Annotated in this window: 1 protein-coding gene; it reads left to right on the top strand. The window is 63.5% G+C overall.

The features are described 5' to 3' along the window. A partial coding sequence (gene repC / locus P7F60_RS16160; protein ID WP_277918863.1) for a plasmid replication protein RepC occupies positions 1-622 on the top strand: 622 nt, incomplete at both ends.

The raw sequence follows: 622 nt of genomic DNA, 5'->3' as shown, positions 1-622 counted from the left end.
CGCATCGCAATTCCGGCGGCGCCATCGAGACGGCTTTCGGCTTCAGCCTCGCCCCGCTGCTGGCGCGGTCGGAGGAATTTGCCGGGCTTGCCCGCGCCGTGCTCGAGGAGGCGCAACGGATCCGCCGCCTTAAGGAAAGCCTGACGCTTTGCCGTCGGGACCTGCGCAAGCTGGTCGCGCTGGCGCGCGCGGGGGATCTTGAAGGCAATTGGGTGGCGGCCGAAGCGGAATGCGATGCCGCTCTCGCTGCCCTGCCACGCAAACCTGCACGCATGGATCTGGAGCGAACACTCGCGCGGCTGGACGCATTGCGCATCGCTTTCGTCAAGCAATTGGAAATGAAGGAAGATCTGGACGCTTCGACCGGCAATGGCCTGCAGAATGACTGCCACATACAGAATTCAGAATCCGAATCTCGAATCGAATCTGAAGCCGTTGCCCAACCGGCAACTCGACCGGCTGGAGCTTTGCTGTCGGATGTGCTGAAGGCGTGCCCGACGATCGTCGATTACGGGCCGCATGGCCGGGTGAACTCCTGGCATGACCTGCAGGCGGCAGCTGTCGTCGTCCGGTGCATGCTCCGGATCGATGCCGCGGTCTATGCCGAGGCGGGGGCAATGAT

Source organism: Rhizobium sp. YJ-22, from assembly GCF_029601685.1.
In the GTDB taxonomy this organism is placed as follows: Bacteria; Pseudomonadota; Alphaproteobacteria; order Rhizobiales; family Rhizobiaceae; genus Metarhizobium.
This window is presented reverse-complemented; position numbering and strand designations above follow the sequence as displayed.